The sequence below is a fragment of the Anabaena sp. UHCC 0187 genome, assembly GCF_009712035.1.
GTDB lineage: Bacteria > Cyanobacteriota > Cyanobacteriia > Cyanobacteriales > Nostocaceae > Dolichospermum.
This window is the reverse complement of the sequence record NZ_VILB01000014.1, coordinates 450,346-467,256: the sequence shown is the minus strand read 5'-3', so window position 1 is coordinate 467,256 and position 16,911 is coordinate 450,346. Positions and strand designations below refer to the sequence as shown.

General features: G+C 37.2%; 13 protein-coding genes. 7 read left to right on the top strand and 6 right to left on the bottom strand.

All coding sequences use genetic code 11. The features are described from left to right. Positions 1 to 68: 68 nt before the first annotated feature. Positions 69 to 449: a hypothetical protein gene (locus tag FJR11_RS18515; RefSeq protein WP_168506303.1), complete on the bottom strand. Its 381-nt coding sequence runs from the start codon at positions 447 to 449 to the stop codon at positions 69 to 71. A gap of 665 nt (positions 450 to 1,114) precedes the next feature. On the opposite strand from FJR11_RS18515, the gene FJR11_RS18510 reads away from it, so the two are divergent. Then, entirely contained in the window at positions 1,115 to 1,594 is a 480-nt protein-coding gene (locus FJR11_RS18510) for a YbjN domain-containing protein (RefSeq protein WP_168506301.1), read from the top strand. Between the two features lie 17 nt (positions 1,595 to 1,611). Beyond that, positions 1,612 to 2,337, top strand: coding sequence for a biotin/lipoate A/B protein ligase family protein (locus FJR11_RS18505; protein ID WP_174763111.1), 726 nt, complete (start codon positions 1,612 to 1,614; stop codon positions 2,335 to 2,337). A 337-nt stretch (positions 2,338 to 2,674) separates the two neighbouring features. Here FJR11_RS18505 and FJR11_RS18500 read toward each other — a convergent pair whose 3' ends face one another. Continuing rightward, positions 2,675 to 3,892: a glycosyltransferase family 4 protein gene (locus FJR11_RS18500; protein ID WP_168506299.1), complete on the bottom strand. Its 1,218-nt coding sequence runs from the start codon at positions 3,890 to 3,892 to the stop codon at positions 2,675 to 2,677. A gap of 419 nt (positions 3,893 to 4,311) precedes the next feature. On the opposite strand from FJR11_RS18500, the gene FJR11_RS18495 reads away from it, so the two are divergent. Further along, a complete protein-coding gene (locus FJR11_RS18495) occupies positions 4,312 to 6,318 on the top strand; it encodes an ATP-binding protein (protein ID WP_168506297.1) in 2,007 nt (668 codons plus the stop codon). An 80-nt stretch (positions 6,319 to 6,398) separates the two neighbouring features. Here the strand turns inward: FJR11_RS18495 and FJR11_RS18490 are convergent, their stop codons facing one another. Further along, positions 6,399 to 7,136, bottom strand: coding sequence for a hypothetical protein (locus tag FJR11_RS18490; RefSeq protein ID WP_168506295.1), 738 nt, complete (start codon positions 7,134 to 7,136; stop codon positions 6,399 to 6,401). A 2-nt stretch (positions 7,137 to 7,138) separates the two neighbouring features. After that, positions 7,139 to 8,512: an AAA family ATPase gene (locus FJR11_RS18485; protein ID WP_168506293.1), complete on the bottom strand. Its 1,374-nt coding sequence runs from the start codon at positions 8,510 to 8,512 to the stop codon at positions 7,139 to 7,141. Between the two features lie 369 nt (positions 8,513 to 8,881). Here FJR11_RS18485 and FJR11_RS18480 point away from each other — a divergent pair, with 369 nt between their 5' ends. Continuing rightward, positions 8,882 to 9,766: a ParA family protein gene (locus FJR11_RS18480; protein WP_168506291.1), complete on the top strand. Its 885-nt coding sequence runs from the start codon at positions 8,882 to 8,884 to the stop codon at positions 9,764 to 9,766. Positions 9,767 to 9,841: 75 nt separating this feature from the next. On the opposite strand, the gene FJR11_RS18475 is transcribed toward FJR11_RS18480, so the two are convergent. Together FJR11_RS18475 and glsA are read right to left on the bottom strand one after the other, a co-directional pair. After that, on the bottom strand, positions 9,842 to 11,266 hold the full coding sequence (locus tag FJR11_RS18475; RefSeq protein WP_168506289.1) for a WGR domain-containing protein: 1,425 nt from the start codon (positions 11,264 to 11,266) through the stop codon (positions 9,842 to 9,844). 37 nt (positions 11,267 to 11,303) lie between these two features. Continuing rightward, positions 11,304 to 12,263: a glutaminase A gene (gene glsA, locus FJR11_RS18470; RefSeq protein ID WP_168506287.1), complete on the bottom strand. Its 960-nt coding sequence runs from the start codon at positions 12,261 to 12,263 to the stop codon at positions 11,304 to 11,306. 766 nt (positions 12,264 to 13,029) lie between these two features. Between glsA and FJR11_RS18465 the strand changes: the two genes are divergently transcribed. The 3 genes from FJR11_RS18465 (at position 13,030) to FJR11_RS18455 (ending at position 16,895) form a co-directional block, all read left to right on the top strand. Beyond that, on the top strand, positions 13,030 to 14,145 hold the full coding sequence (locus FJR11_RS18465) for a septal ring lytic transglycosylase RlpA family protein (protein WP_168506285.1): 1,116 nt from the start codon (positions 13,030 to 13,032) through the stop codon (positions 14,143 to 14,145). 148 nt (positions 14,146 to 14,293) lie between these two features. Beyond that, positions 14,294 to 15,913 (top strand): bifunctional pantoate--beta-alanine ligase/(d)CMP kinase, encoded by a 1,620-nt coding sequence (locus FJR11_RS18460; RefSeq protein WP_168506283.1) that lies wholly within the window; start codon positions 14,294 to 14,296, stop codon positions 15,911 to 15,913. Positions 15,914 to 16,295: 382 nt separating this feature from the next. Further along, positions 16,296 to 16,895: a superoxide dismutase gene (locus tag FJR11_RS18455; RefSeq protein WP_168506281.1), complete on the top strand. Its 600-nt coding sequence runs from the start codon at positions 16,296 to 16,298 to the stop codon at positions 16,893 to 16,895. Positions 16,896 to 16,911 lie beyond the last annotated feature (16 nt).

Sequence of the window (16,911 nt, the reverse complement as noted above, 5' to 3'; positions counted from 1 at the left end):
TACGAGTACAAATTAACTTGGAAATCGTTTGATTGTGAAAAAAGTATGAAAAGTTAATAATTTAGTTCTTAATCACGAAGCATTTGGGAGATAATAGCATCGGCTTGTAGTCTCTTGTAAGTCAAGTGAACTAGATTAGCTTCATCTGATTGTCCACAAACGTAGCAAGCTAGGCTGAGAGCATCTAATAACATTAAGGTGGTAATGCCTTCTGCGGCTAAAGATGAGATATATTCGGAAACGCCTTTAGCACAGGTTTCTGCTGGCATTAGTACCAATAGTAAACGTAAACAATCTGCTGATGCCATCATGCCATCTAACTCATGAGTTTGGGTGGCTAATTGAACAATGCCTAGGACGATTTGATTGGGGGAAAGACCTTCTTTCATGAGTAGGGCAAAGAAAGAAGTTAAATGACATGGGGTGCTGTGATCAAGTTTGATATTCATAGTGCTTATTAAATTCAGTGTAACAATAATCGCAGATTTTTTTGCTAATCCGGAAAAATCTCAGAAAATTTTTGGGTTTTTTTCGGTGAGATTTGAGATTCTAGAACCTTTTAGCAGATATCACCCCAATTTGTCAACTTGAGTTTTGATCAATCGCTGTACCCTAAGCAATGCGATATTTAACTCATAGTTCCGTATCTCTTGATGCCGTAAATCAGTAAATTGTTCCTCTTCAGTCATTTTTACATCTTGATCTAACTAAACCAGTAATTTGGTAGTTTATGTAACCGACAAAAGGCATTTTCGGATGTACAGTCAACGAAAGATGCTTTTGTTTATGTTTCATGAATGAGACACGGTAGACAGTAAATTTTAAAATCTTTAGCTGATGTTGACACTCAGTAAGGATAAATATAACTTACATCTAATGGTTCTGGACGTAACTGCTGGAAACCGGGAAAAAATAATTGTGAATTTGACAAAATTTGATATATGGGCTAATAACTTTAGGCTATGTCATGGGAATCAACATGGCTGTGATCTTCGTCAATACTTTCTCAAATTCTCACATCTCAACTTTGGACAACAGGCAAAGTAGATTCTGGCATTTTTGGTAGCATGATAGTAGATTAAAGCAGTGACTATATTATTAGAAAAAAATTTGTATGGCAAGCTACCTAGAAACCCAATCCCCAGATGACTTGCTGGAAGAACTTGTGCAAGAAACCACAGCCCCAAACCATGTGGAAGTCATTGAAAATGTGATTGATACCCTAGCACAAGATCAAAGTGCCATGGTTAGTCATGGTGCTGAGGGTGGATATCTGTGGAAATTTCAATATGGCAGTGTGGAAGTATTTGTGCAGTTGACGGGAACTACTGATGAAGATACAATCACTGTCTGGGCTGCGGTACTGAAGTTACCTGTTCAAAATGAAGCTAGATTAACTCGATATCTATTAGAGTTAAACTGTGTGAGTACCTTTGAAGCCCGTTTTGGCATTATTGACAATCAAGTGGTGGTGATTTCTACACGCACTCTAGCAGAATTATCTCCGGGGGAAGTTTCCCGCATTATTACTATCGTCGCAACTATCGCTGATGATAATGATGAATATCTGCAATCTGAGTTTGCGGCAGTTTAAGTTTCAATAATTTTAGCTTGGGGGATGGGCAGGTGTGGCGACTTATTCCAACTTTAACAGCTTCTGGTCATGTCCAGATGGCTATAGACCGCTGGTTATTAGCACAGCATGAGTCGGGAAAACATCCACCAACTTTACGTTTTTATACTTGGTCGCCATCCGCAATTTCCCTGGGTTATCATCAACGTCAATATCCCGAATTTTGGGAAAATTTAACTTGGGAAGGTGAAAAATTGACTTTGGTACGCCGTCCTACTGGTGGGAGGGCGGTTTTACATCAAGGTGATTTAACTTACTCTGTGGTCACGTCTGGACTGAGGGGAAATCGTCTGGCTGTGTATGCAAAGATTTGTGAGTTTTTGATTCAAGGATGGCGATCGCTCGGTGTCGAGTTGTACTATGGCCAAGCTGGACGCGGTTATATTCATAATCCTAATTGTTTTGGGACGGCCACAGGTGCAGATTTAGTTTTAGCAGATGGTTCTAAACTGATTGGTAGCGCCCAATTACGCAGAGGTGAGGCAGTTCTGCAACATGGTTCTATGCGGTTAAATCCAGATGCGGATTTGTTTGCTAAGGTATTTAATCAGGAGTCTTTTCGTTCTGTTCAATTTCCTGAAACTATTAATCAAGAAACAATAATTAATGCTTTGATAGCCTCAGCTTGTGATTGTTTTGCTATGGAAATGGAGGTAATACCTCTGTCGGCAGATGAGTGGGATGCGATTTTGGCATATTGTTGATTGGGGCAGGCTAGAAGCCTACCCTATAATTTTTTTCTCACGCAGAGACGCAGAGGCACGGAGAGAGAAATTAAGTCTATTTTAGTTTTTGTCTTTGGTATGATGTTTACTTTTTAGTTTGTCATGTTTTATTTGTAGTTCATACCATTCGTTTAAACAATATTCTGACCAACAAAAACAATATTCTTCCCAGCAGAAATCACATAATCCCTGTTCTTTAGTTTGATCGTTATTTACTGATTGTTGGAGTAGACAAGTGCGTGGACAGTGGAGGTAATTATTCATGATTTTATTGCTGATAAGTTAATAATTTGCCAGTTTAAAAGGTAGGGAAATCCTATTTTCCTAAACAAACTTTTTCATAATGTTGACCAGCAATTTCCCATGTAAATTCACTTTCTATTAGTTGTCTAGCATGATCAGAAAGTTGAAGTCGTAGTTCTGGGTTTTCAAATAGTTGGGAAATTGCAGTGACGTATTCTGTGGGTTTATTTGCCCGCAGTGCGCGTAATGGTGTTGTTTTACCGTCTACTGCTAGTCCTTCTAAACCACGGTCGCTTCCTACTACTGGGACTCCTGCGGCCATGGCTTCTAGGGTTTTATTTTTAATCCCAAATCCTGTTCGCATAGGGATGACACAAACTGTAGATTTGTGCAGATATTCGACCATGGAAGGGACTCTACCAGTTACGTTAACACCTGGTTGATTTTGCAGTTCTAAAACTTCGGGGGTTGGACGAGAACCAACGATATCAAAAATAGTTTCGGGATATCTTTTTTGAATTTCTGGTAATATCTCTTTACTGAAAAATCTCGCTGCATCTATGTTGGCTATATAATCCATTGCGCCAATAAAAATCAGTCTGTATCCCCCTGGATCATGATTACGCATGGGGAATAATTCTAAATCTACACCATTGGGAATGACGGGAATTTCTTGTTTATTGCTAAATTGTTGAAATTGCAGTTTATCTTCTTCTGTGGTGACAACAATGTCAGAAAATTTAGGACAATATCCTTTTTCATAGCGACGTAACAGGGGTAAATATAAACTATCTCGCAGTTTGTTTTCGGCTGTACCTGTTGCTAATTGATTCAGACAAGTTGCATAAACGGAACTGTGAACATCTACTATGGTTTTTACCTGGTTTTTGAAGTGGGGACGGATATAAATTTCGTTGACGCTATGTTCACAGGTAATCACATCACATTTACCCGATTCGACAAATTTATCAATCCATTGCTGCATTTCTACTGAATAGCGGTTCAGGACATTGGGGGAAGTTCCTTGGATTAAGAATGTACCAAATCGCTGAATTTTTTGGAGGATTCCTGAGAAGTTACTATTAGGAAGAGGACGCGGAAAAATTATTAAATCATCAACATAATTACGTAATTCGGCAATTTCTGTATCTGTGACATAGGTATCACGCTGGGTTACTAGGGTAATATGATGACGTTGACGCAGGTACTTGAGTAAATAAAAAGTCCTGATTTCCGTTCCTCCTCTGGTGGGTGGGTAGGGAAATGTGGAAGATAGCATTAATATATTCATAAGTCTGATTTATCTGGTCTTCTCAAAGATGATACATATAAATCTCGCCCTATGGGGGAATTTATTTACTATCTGTATAAAATTTTTCTGAACAAATACATGAATCTTTATGTATTAAGCTAATTATTTTTTAAACGCATTTAAACACGCAGAAAAATATAAAAATTTGCTAGATAGATAATTGCTACATTCAATAATAGTATCTTATACTATACCCGTAATAATTGGTGAGGAATGACCCAGAATGTAAATGCAGTATAATCATTAAGGCAGATTTGTAAATACTGTGGTATTTTATACTTAATTTCTATCTCTTATTAATTTAATTCTTATATTTAAGAATAGGTTAATAAAATAGAAAATCAAGGTTAAAGTAACCACTTTCCTAGATAAAACTCGGTAAATTAGGAACAAATATTATGGCAAGTTTTGCTGCAATTGTGTTAAGAAATCCCAATCCTTTTGATCAAATTAACTTAATTAATGAAAAAGAACTTGTCGTTGATTATATTTATCAAGAGGCATTTATTAAAATTGACAGAAAATTCAATGAAGTTATTAAAAATAATTGTACATCCACTGTGTTAATTAATGGTGAAGATGGTTCTAATAAAAGTTATTTATTATCAAGACTAAATCAACATTTTCATTATAAAGCATTGTTTGTGTATATTCCTCCTTTTCGGGTACGAGAAGTGATATGGCAGCATATTTTACGCTATACAGTTGATTCTTTGATGGCAATATCAAATAATCAAAAAGAATCCCAGTTATTACAATGGTTATCTAATTTAAAACCAGATATTAAATATGATGTATTTGATTTTTTGAGAAGTGATAGGAAAAAATTTATTAATAAATTAAAGGATTTATATAAAGGAGTTAAAATTTATGATGATGATACTTTTTTTAGCATACTTTATGATTTAACTAATTCCGAACTTTATCCTTTAGCTTGTGAATATTTACGTGGAGATGATTTAAGTCAAGAATCCTTGGAAGCTTTAGGGATAGAAAAATCTATTAAAACAGAAACTGTAGCTAGGGAAACCTTAGTTAATCTAAGTAGAATAGTTGGGAATCATCAACCTATTGTACTTTATTTTGATCAGCTAACAAGTATTGGTAAATTACCAAATGGAACTCTAGATTTTCCGGCATTATTTACAGTCAATACTAAAATTCGAGAAGAAAATATCAATTTGCTTATGCTTTTTAATATTAATAATCATACATGGCAAGATAATGAAACTAAAATTTCTCAACTTGATAAACATAATATTGATGAGACAGTTTTTTTAAAAGATATTAGTTTAGCTAAAACTGAATTACTGCTAGAGTCAAGACTAAAATTATTACATAATCAAGAAATTTTACAAATACCTTCTCCTATTTATCCTTTAAATCGTCAAATATTAGAGCGAGAATTCCCTCAAGGTAAAACTAATCCTAGAGACTTATTTATCTATGCTAGAGATACACTAGAAGCCTATAAAAAATGGTTAACTAAAGGTGGTGAAAAAGGAGATTTTGTATTTCCACAACGTCATGAAAATAAAGATTACAACTATTTAAAACTGGCATCTCATCTCCAAATAAAATGGCATGAGGAATTTGCCAAAACCCAGCAAAGCATTACTAAAATGCGTCAATTATCCTCTCCAGAATTAATGAAGAGTTTAGAAGAAATTCTCATGGTATTACAGGTAGATGAAATTATGAATACGTTATTTATTGGAAGTAAGTATTCTAGCTATTCTTTAAGTTATAAATTAATAAATAAATCAGCAATACTAGGTTTAGTATGGATGGAAGATCCCCATCTTACCAGTTTTCTTCATATTATGGAAGCTTGTCAAAAAACATTGAAAAAAAATCAGTCATTAAAATTGTATTTAATTCGCGCAGAATCCCTAGGGAATGAAGATGATGAAGGGTATAAAATTTATCGTAAGATTTTTATGAATTCTTTTCACTATCATATTATTCCTGATTTAACTTCTATTCACTATTTAGCTACATATAATAATTTAGTTCAAAGTGCTTGTGAAGGAGATTTAGTAATTGCTGGTAAGGTAATTGATTTAAAAAATTTACGTTATCTGATGTCTAAATCTAATATTTTGAACAGTTGTGTTTTATTGCAAAAGTTAGGATTAGTTAATAATAATGATGATGATGATCAAAGAAATAGTAATCAATTATTGAAAGAATACCAAAATTATATTTTTTATTTAGTTAAGAGTCAGATTTGTTTAAGTACACAAGTTATTATCCAAAAAACTAACTATTGTTTTCCTGAATTAAGTGAATCTAAGATAGAAGCGTTAATTCAACAATTATGTTGGGAAAAGAAGCTAAGAATTATTGATCCTAAAGCACCTTTAGAGTCTCAATTAGTTTGTTTAGCAAGGAAGACAACTTGATTTTATATAATTTTGCGTCAATTGCGGGAGGGGATGTTTCGGGCAAAGACGCAAAAAAAGAGAAGGTTATTTAGAAATCGTCAGGTTACTTGACTTTTAATAGCGTTGATAATTTCAGCTTTTCTCTTTCCCTTTGCTACCTTGATATTTTTTTGTTTTGCAAGTTCTAATAGTTGATCTTTAGTCATACTGTCAAGATTTTCTTTAACAGCTATTGTAAAGCTATTCGTATTTATTGACAGATTTTGACTCTCCTGAATTTTCTCAACATATGTGGCAATTTGATCAACTTTTTGATTAAGAGTTTCTACATTCTGATCAATGTTTATATTTTGGCTATCGAAGGTTGCAAATTTTCCAATAGATACACTAATTTGATTGAGCGATTTATTAACAGCTTCTAATTGCGAAAATAGTTGGTTTATTTTGGCATTCATTTGTTTATTTTGATCAAGTAATTTAGCAATTTCAGTTTCTTTATTGGGTGGTTTAACTTGGTTGTCAGGAGTATCAACCTTTTGAAGAAATGCAACTTGATTTAACACTGCATCTTCTTTTTCAGCAGGGATAATAAAGGCATTAACAATTTCTCCCCTATTAGGATTTTTTTCTCTAGCTCTAACAGCAGCATAATATTCAAAATGTCCATCAATTACTTCATATTTTTCAAAACCAATTTTTTTGAGTACCAATGGTTTTAATATTCCTCCAGACTCTAATATTAAATCAGCAAAAATATCTAAATCAGTGTCTTCAAAATTAGAACGAGGAACGCTTGAAGTTACACCTTCAATTTCTACAATTAAAAATTTAGTCATGATTATATCTCCATTTTTCTAACTACTTCTAAAGCTAAAGACTCAAATTCAAAAGCTGACGCACTGGCCGATGATTCATATTTAGCAAAATCAAAAATTGATTTAGGATCAGGTATTTCTAGATTGCCTACAATTAAATTTTTGTTAATACAATGTGACAACGCTGCTCTTTCTGTAATCATGTTATCCATTAATGGTAGTTCATAGCGTTCTGGGATTAAATCTCTATGGCGTGGGAATGAATGCCTGAGATATTGAGTATTACTGGAAATTTTTGATGGCAGAACACCCATAATTTGAATAGGTGGTTTTCCCATATTTTCCCTATTTTCATTAATTTCTCTTTTGATGAAGTTTTTCACACTTAACAAACCTTGGTTAGAAAATGGCTTCAAGTCTGAAGGAATAATTAGGTAATCAGCAGCAGTTAAAGAAGCTGTAGCATATAAATCTAATGAAGGAGGAGTATCAATTATAGTAATATCATAACTATCCTGAACCAATGCTAATTTTTTAGCTAATCTAGTTATGCTTGCAGAAGATACAGCTAAACGTGGTTGACGTTCAATTAAAGTAATGTGGGAAGGAATAACATCTATTTCTGTTGAATTAAACCCATTTGATTTACGAATAATATCAGGTATAGAAAATGATTTTTCTTCACCTGCAATTAGCAAATGAAAAACATTGCGATCTTTCAAATCATCATCATCTTCAAATTCAAACTTTATCAAACCTGTAGCAAAGGTGGTATTGGCTTGAGCATCAATATCAATCAAGAGAACTTTTTTACCTTGATTACTTAAAGCTGCTGCTAAATTCACAGCAACTGTTGTTTTACCTACTCCACCCTTGTGATGATAAATTGCAATTGTTTTCATAGAATGCTCCTTCTTCGTTTCTAAATCCGATAGTTGAACTGATAACTTTTCCTTAACCTGCCTATTTTTCAAACTCTCCCTACCAATTAACCCCCCAATTTCCTCTATCTTTGTTTCAACATCATTACCATCACATTGAAAAACCAACTTAACATCATCTCGTAACTTTTGATAAATTCTAATTTCTTTACCATTAGTTAATAAACCATAGCGCACATTCAAACTCGTTAGATAATGCCTAAGTCTGAGAACGTGATGATTTAAATTTTGCTTGGGACTTTTTGCCTCCAGGACTACACTCAGGGGTGAGTCAGCATTCAACACAAAGGGAATAGACTGTGCTGCAAATGCCAAAAAATCCAAGCGAATGCTACCCATAGCAACTTCTTGATGCCACGTATCTGGGGTATACCCTAGCTGTGGTAGCAAATATTGAACTATGAGTTTGCTCTCAACTTCACTTTCATTACGGCACAATTCCGGCTTAAAAAGCAATGTTTTTTACCTCTCATCAAGTAGTACGCATCTATGAAAATATTTTACTTGCATAATTATGACATAGTAACAAGTATGAACATTATTAGAATTAATCAATACATATCATTTATGCAAGTAAGATATATATAGTAAATATACTTATAAAAGCCAGCAGAATATGATCGCAGTATTTTGGGCTTTAGCCAGTTTCAATAGGTTTATGCTTGTTGTTGGCAATTAATTTTGCGGCTTTTGTCCATTGGTGCAAAATATCATAAGTAAAAAAACTTTTCCACATCCCCCAAAAGGCTAAATTAACCAAAGTTAAAATCTATTGGATAATATGTACGCTACCTCAATGGAAAAGCGTCAGTAGAGGAATTAAAAATGGGATATGTAATTGCAACCGCAAACATGAAAGGTGGAGTCGGTAAAACCACCCTTACCGTCAATATAGCCACCTGTTTAGCCAAAAATCACGGCAAAAAGGTACTTGTTTTAGATTTAGATAGTCAAATTAGTGCCACACTGAGTTTAATGTCACCAGTAGACTTTGCCAAACGTCGCAAACAACGAAAGACATTTAGATATTTGCTAGATCAAATTATCAACCCTGAACCAGAGGCAAAACTGACTATTCATGACATCATTCAACCTCAAGTGTGTAATCTGCCCGGATTAGATTTATTGCCAGGAGATATTGACTTATATGATGAATTTGTGGTTTCCGAAATGCTGCATAATCAATCAATGGCATTAGGAGAACAGGATTTTGAAACTATCTGGAATCGCTTTGAAAGAGTCTTAATTAGAGATATTTTAAAACCTGTGCGAGATGAATATGATTTTATTCTTTTAGATTGCGCTCCCGGTTATAATCTCATGACTCGCAGTGCTTTGGCTAGTAGTGATTTCTACATTCTCCCAGCTAGACCAGAACCTTTGTCTGTAGTCGGAATTCAACTTTTAGAAAGACGTATTGGCCAATTAAAAGACAGTCACGAACACGAAGCCAAAATAGATATTAAAATGTTGGGAATTGTCTTTAGTATGTCCAGCGCAAATCTTCTCAATGGCAGATATTATAAACAGGTAATGCACCGAGTTGTTGAAGATTTTGGCGTAGATAAAATCTGTAAAGCCCAAATACCAGTTGATGTGAATGTTGCTAAAGCTGTTGATAGTTTTATGCCAGTTTCTTTACTAAGTCCGAATACAGCCGGTTCTAAAGCCTTTATGCAATTAACTCAGGAATTATTGCAGAAATTGTAAAATCACAAAACTGAATTGAAATCTGCATTTTTTAGAATCTTTGTAGAGACGTTCCATGGAACGTCTCTACATTATCTATTCCACTAACTTTTTAATATCACCATAGACACGGTAAAAGCCTCCATTCGCAGACTCTCGCACTTCTTGAACCCAATAACGTTGTCCTTCTTCCCGAATATCTCTCGGAAACTGCACTTTCCAGTCAGAGTGATAGTTAGGAGAAACAACCCGCATTCTTAACTTACTCCCCTGACGGAAACATTCAACAATCACACCTGCACTTGTATCTGTGGTAGTCTCCAGAACGGTGGAAGGTGCAGCCCCCTCTCCTTTTGGTGCTTTAATAATAGTAGCTTCGGGAATTGTCCCTATTTCAGCAGCAGTAATAGCCGCTTCACTGGCATCAATACAAGCTAAAGAACCATCAGTTGTCACTATATATATGCGGTTATCAAAAAATTGCATAGATAAAGCCGAACCGCAACCAGTTCCTAGCTTCCATAACCTTTCCCCTGTTTGGTTAAAACAGTAAATGGAAGAACTATTATCACCCGCAAAAACATATTTACCATCTAATGCTGTAGCACAGGAGTACACAGCAGCATCACATTTATAAACTGCACCGGGTTCACCTTTTTTACTAAAGGAATAAACCTTTTGATCGCCAGTACCAGCATAAACTACAGATGCTTCTTGCCAACCAAATAAGACAGAACCAGCAGTTTTTTGATGCCAAAGCATTCTGCCTTCTTTGTGATCATACATGGTTACACCTGCACTATGACCATGATAAATTCCTTCTTGGTCACAGCGAACCATCCAACCGGCAGAACCTTGACTTAAACGAGTCCACTGCAATTCATCATCATGCCCAATCGTCGTGACACCACCTTTAGCGTCAGATACTCCCAGCAAACCATCATGAATATCTAACCAGAAAATATCGACATTTTCATCAATTTGGTAAGCAACTCGTGGTAACTTTCCTGTCAAGTCGTAGACATTGCCATCATCACAACCAGCATAAATCCAAATATCATCAGCAACTAAACATTTTACCCCTTCGGAAAGTTTAAATTGATTGATAACTTTACCTGCATGATTCAGTGTAAATACTTGTCCAGCTTGGTTTCCTAGCCAACAACGTTCACCGTCTACAAAAATCCCAAAAGCCGCAGAATTAGCGTTAAATTTCCAAATAATTGGCGATTGTTTTGCGGTTGAAATAGTGCTATTGACTTGACGACGGGTAATGGAGCGTTTTTGTCGCACTCCCATAACCGCTTGTTCATAGCCTTTTTTCAGCTTTTCCTTAATTTTTTTCTGCGCTTCTGCTTGTGCTTTTTCTGAAGTGGGGTAAGTTTTGCTTTGGGTTTGTCCTGTGTCCCCAATTCGACCATAACGGATAGTCAATTCAGTATCATTAAGAACAACTTCATAGAATTTATGAGAGCCGCTATCACCTTGGGAAAGTTCTAAATAGGTCTTTTCTTCAGCCATGACACTTGATGATGTAATGAACTTAATTCAGTATATATTAACACTTTACACAATCAAACAGATGTAGCCCCAACCGTTGTGATAGTTCTTCACACACTTTCACACCGCGCACACTATTACCCCGTGGATCTAGCAGCGGTGAAAAGACACCAATGCCCATTTGTCCAGGAACAACGGCGATAATTCCCCCAGAAACGCCACTTTTTGCCGGAATTCCCACTTTATATGCCCATTCACCGGCAAAGTTATACATTCCGCAAGTGTACATGACACTTAATATATCTTTAATGTAATGAGTATCTACTGCTTGTTCTTTTGTAATTGGGTTAATTCCTTTATTGGCGAGAGTAGCTGCCATAACTGCCAAGTCTCGACAATTTACCATTGCAGAACATTGTTGGAAATATAAATCTAGTGATTCTTCAATATTTTGGTCAATCATGCCAAAATTTAACATTAAATGGGCATTGGCACGGTTGCGATGTCCGGTACTACGCTCTGATGTAAATACAGAAATATCTACAAATATATCTCTACCAATATAACGCCGATACATTTCCAATAATCTATTTAATCTTTCTGTTGCTCCATTGCCTTTAATTAAACTGGTAGTGGCTATAGCTCCGGCATTTACCATGGGATTGTAAGGGCGTTTAGACTGTTCATCAAGAACAATGGCGTTAAATGCGTCTCCCGTCGGTTCTACCCCGACTCTAGTTAGAATATAATCTCTGCCATGATCCGCTAATGCTTGTCCATAGACAAAGACTTTAGAAATTGACTGGATAGTAAACAGTTGTTCAAAATCCCCAACTTCGTAAATTTGACCATCTGTGGTAACAATACAAATACTAAATAAGTCGGGATTTACTTTAGCAAGTTCGGGAATATAGTTGGCTACTACACCATCTTTCAGGGATTTATACTGGGAATGTAATTCTCTGAGAATGTCTAAAAGTGCTGGTGGTAATATTTCTGGATTTTCTGGATTAGACATGGGGTTGATGACTTGATATAAAATTGACTACTGATTTAATACTGTGGATAACAAGTAAGTATGTATTTTTATATACTTTAATTTGTTCGTGTATACGCGCTTGCGACCCTTGTTCATTGTCCCATTAATTATTGATCTGAGGATGAGAATAAATACTTAGTGGAGATGAAGCAGTTCTATCACTTAAGCACAAATGTCATTTTTTAGACCCATATTTTTTAAATAATTACAAATATTTACTTATTACTATTGTAAACTAAAGACAATATCTGTAGAGAGGCAAATAAGTATTTGCGAGGACAAACCTTTGTCTGGATTATGTTTAAAAGAATATATCTTTTGTAAGAATGATCATCACAGGGTAAATTTTCTTAAACCCTTAACAATATTTTTATACTTTAAAAATTTGCAACTACTGGAGATGAATATTAGGTAGTAATTCTGGAATTGGCAATGTCTACAGCGATCGCTCAACATGAGCTTTTCATAAAAAAATATAAAAATTTTCAACAAAACGTTACATAGCCAAAATCCGCAATTGCAACCGCTTTCAAAGCCCAAACCTGACGATAAATTTTGTCAGTTAATTCTGACTTCCGCTAAAACCCTGATCCCCAACCCCAAAAATTCATGCTAGTCTATTCCAGTTACAAAACACAAAGTGAAAACGGAACGGGTTCGGGTTTCCAGGGAGTATCACTATCACCAGTGAAAAACCCACTAATCAGAAAACTTAAGTTCTACAGTCGCTTTAAAAATCGGACGCATGAATCAAAGACATTTGTGGACTACTGTCGCTGTATTTCTATCTGTTTTCGGTCTACCCTCAGTTGGTCGGACTCAAACCAGTGAGAAAATTTTTCCCACTAGCCAAGCATCACTGCCAAATGATGCCGTCAAAGTAGGAGAGTACCAATCCCCAGCAGAAAACCAAACCTCAGATACTGTGATTACCAGAATTTATCCTCACAGTGTTCGAGGCTTACAGGCAGCAACTCTTTATGTTCGGGATATTCCCGTTCTCACCTTTCTGGGTTCTACCCCAGTTACTCACAACAACACAAAAGTTGGCATCATTGGCAATGCTGAGGATTTAAATTCTTACCCTCGGACTGCTACCAACTCAACCAAATTTGCCAGTTTTAGCAATACTGGTAATACAATCAAGATTAGTAAACAAGTTAACTCGGTTAACAACGACCCAGTTCAGAAAGCTAGTGTCATAGCAGCTAGAATTAATGAACTCATCGAGAACAATGTAGACGCAAGCAAGATTACCGTCAGTTGGAAAACAGGAGATAATTCTCCAATTAACAATAAAGCCCAAAAACCAGGCTTCTTAAGTCAACAACCGTCAGGCGAGCGCTACACCATTAAAATTGACGGTCAAGAACTGGTAGAAGTGAATAAAGGTACGCGACTAGCAGATACCACCAAAAATCTGGCTGAAGATGCCTTACAAGCAACTAATAGACTGCGGAGACTCATAGGTAACGCATCTCCCATTAACAAAATTGCCAACTTACCGATTGGTAAATCAGTCTCCACACCCAACCTACCGCAACAAATTGCCTTTGGTGGTGTAAGGCTGAACTTTCAGGGCATGGCTTCTTGGTACGGTTATGATGGCTCTAGCAGCAAAACAGCCAGTGGTGAAAGATATAATCCCGAAGCCTTAACTGCTGCTCACCGGAGTTTACCTCTGGGAACAAAAATCCGTGTAACTAACACCCGCAATGGTCGCTCTGTGGTCGTGCGAATTAATGACAGAGGGCCATATATTGGTGGTCGAATTATTGACCTTTCTGCTGGTGCTGCTCGGCTATTAGGCATGATCAGCAGTGGCGTTGCTCCAGTAAATCTTGAGGTTTTAGGAAGATAACCCGCTTCCTACTTCCTGACCTTTTTCCCTTTTCACTGATAAATTCCCCTGGTTCATTGATCTTATCCCCCAATTATCCCTTGCGCCATGCTGCGCTATCAGATATACACTAACGGGGGAAAGGATCGAAAGGAACTAGGGGTATTTTGTGCGTGTGCTGACAACAGTTGCAGCCTTACGCTGCTATTTAAACCAATGCCGCTGGCAAAGCCATCTCCGGCCACCAGAGGATCTCGGACTTGATGAACAAACCAGTTGGTATCCCACAGCAGTTGGTTTAGTGCCAACTATGGGGGGGTTACATCAAGGTCATCTCAGCTTAATTAAACGGGCTAGACAGGAAAATTCGACGGTAATTGTCAGTATTTTTGTCAATCCCCTGCAATTTGGCCCCAATGAGGACTATCAACGCTATCCCCGGACTCTAGAACAAGACCGACAATTTTGTGAACAAGGGGGAGTTGATGTGATTTTTGCCCCAACTCCGGAAGAAATCGGCGTACCTCGGAAGAATATAGCAGAAACTCAGGTGACACAAGTGATCCCTCCATCTGATATGATATCTAGCTTGTGTGGTAATTTTCGGCCAGGTCATTTTACTGGTGTGGCAACTATTGTCACTAAGCTTTTAAACTTGGTACAACCTGACCGAGCTTACTTCGGACAAAAGGATGGTCAACAACTAGCAATTATTAAACGGTTAGTAGCCGATTTAAATTTGCCAGTAGAAATTGTTGCTTGTCCCACAGTGCGGGAAGTGTCCGGCTTGGCTTTAAGTTCTCGTAATCAATATTTGACTGCCACAGAAAAAGAGCAAGCAACAGTGCTATTCAAAGGTTTACGGCAAGCTGAAGCGGCGTTTCGGGCTGGCGTTCGTCACAGCAGTGAACTCATAGCATTGGCGCGGCAAGAAATCGCAAAAGTTAGCAATATCAGCTTGGAATATATTGAATTGGTGGAACCGACTACGTTGATGTTTTTAGAAAAAGTTGAGGATGAAGGAATGTTGGCGATCGCTGCTCGTCTGGGTTCTACACGGTTAATTGATAATACGATTTTGCGCGATAGCAACGACGGGCTACGCCAACCGATCATCGCTATTGATGGTCCTGCTGGTGCTGGTAAATCTACCGTCGCTCGCCAGGTGGCACAGCAATTAGGTTTAGTCTATTTAGATACGGGTGCTATGTACCGGGCGATTACTTGGCTAGTGCTGGAACAGGGGATTGCCATTGATGATGATTGTGCTGTGGCTGAATTAGCAACTCGGTGTAAAATTGAACTTACTCCTAGCCAAAGTCTGCAATCTCCCGTCAAAGTCCAGATTAATGATATAGATGTTACCCAAAAAATCCGCACTGTTGAGGTAACTTCTCAAGTATCAGCGATCGCTGCCCAAAGTGCCGTGCGGCAAGCATTGGTTCAACAACAACAAAGTTGGGGTCAACGCGGCGGTTTAGTGGCAGAAGGCCGAGACATTGGCACTCATGTTTTCCCCGATGCGGAAATTAAAATCTTTTTGACCGCTTCTGTGGGTGAAAGAGCGCGTCGTCGTCTGCAAGACTTTCAAACACAAAATCAACCTCAAGTTAGTTTAGAGCAACTGGAACGGGACATTGCGGAAAGAGACTTGAAAGATAGCACTCGGAAGGTTTCCCCTTTGCAAAAAGCGGCTGATGCCATTGAATTACAAACCGATGGTTTAACTGCTTCTGAAGTTGCGGCACAGATTATTAGCCATTACAATCAGCGGCTATCCCATTGGTAATTCGGGATTTTTTGAGTTGAAAATGGTGGTGAGTGCGGACTAACTCACCATTATTAAATTTTGGTGCTTTGAACTACATCCTAAACTATTTGCAGATTGATTCATCTATCTTCAGATGGATATTAGTCTGGGTTGATAATTATATATTTTAGGTTGGGCTTTTTTCTCACGCAGAGGCGCAGAGGCGGCAGAGAGGAGTTAAGAGTTTGGTCTAAATAGGGGAAATTTGCTTTATTTATAAACTAATTGCTGGGAATTTTCACTTTGGTAGTAGAATAACAATGTTAAGTTTTGTATAAAACTTCTGAAGACGAAACCTGTAATTTGCCTAACTCTGGCAATAGCTTTCAACTAGAAAACAGTAAAGAGAGGATTTCATAAAATGGCATTTACTCAACCCCCCTTACCTTTTGCAACGGACGCTTTAGAGTCTCATGGCATGAAGGCTGAAACCTTTGAATATCACTATGGTAAGCATCATAAAGCTTATGTAGATAATTTGAATAAGTTGGTTGATGGTACAGAATTAGCTAACAAGTCTTTGGAAGAAGTTATTAAAATTGCTTTTGGTGACTCTGCTAAGGCTGGAATCTTCAACAATGCGGCTCAAGTTTGGAATCACTCTTTCTTCTGGAATTGCTTGAAACCAGCAGGTGGCGGCGCACCTACAGGCGCATTAGCTGCTAAGATTGAAAAGGATTTTGGTAGCTTTGAGAAATTCAAAGAGGAATTTTCTACCGCTGCGGCAACTCAATTTGGTAGTGGTTGGGCTTGGTTGGTTGATGATGGTGGTACACTCAAGGTAATGAAAACCCCTAACGCAGAAAATCCCCTCGCACATGGTAAAAAAGCACTGCTGACCATTGACGTTTGGGAACACGCATATTACATTGACTTCAAAAATGCTCGTCCTGCATTCATCAAGAATTTCTTAGATAATTTGGTGAACTGGGATTTTGTTGCTGCAAATTTTGCCGCTTAGATTTTAATGGGTAATT